The following is a 502-nucleotide window of genomic DNA, read 5'->3' on the forward strand; positions in this document are numbered from 1 at the left end:
CAAAAAAATAGTCTGGCAGCAATGGCGAGAAGGTCACACCCGTTCCCATACCGAACACGGAAGTTAAGCTTCTCAGCGCCGATGGTAGTTGGGACTTTGTCCCTGTGAGAGTAGGACGTTGCCAGGCGAAAGACTTTTAGTCTTTTATTTCTCTTAAGTAGAGAAAAAAACAAAAACTTTCTATTGCATTAATACACCAACGGTGTTATTATTGAAAAGCTGCTTCGTGAAGGGGCTCAACATAAAAAACTTAAATAAGATTTTACGTTGACACTAATGAGCTAGCATGGTATGATAGTTTTTGTCGCTAAAAATAATTGCTCTTTGAAAACTAAACAAACAAGAACGTCAACAAACAATTTTTTAGCTTTTTGAAAAAAGCTAAGCCAACGTAACAAAATGAGCTATATCAACTTTCTTGGAGAGTTTGATCCTGGCTCAGGACGAACGCTGGCGGCGTGCCTAATACATGCAAGTCGAGCGAATCTTGAGGTGCTTGCAC

General features: G+C 39.8%; 2 rRNA genes. Both read left to right on the plus strand.

Annotation, left to right across the window (positions count from 1 at the left end):
* Nucleotides 1-11 precede the first annotated feature (11 nt).
* Nucleotides 12-127, plus strand: a 5S ribosomal RNA gene (gene rrf / locus M3189_RS26460).
* A 288-nt stretch (nt 128-415) separates the two neighbouring features.
* Nucleotides 416-502, plus strand: a 16S ribosomal RNA gene (locus tag M3189_RS26465); the annotation flags it as partial.

Origin of the sequence: Neobacillus niacini, assembly GCF_023715415.1 — a bacterium.
Taxonomy (GTDB): domain Bacteria; phylum Bacillota; class Bacilli; order Bacillales; family Cytobacillaceae; genus Neobacillus; species Neobacillus niacini_C.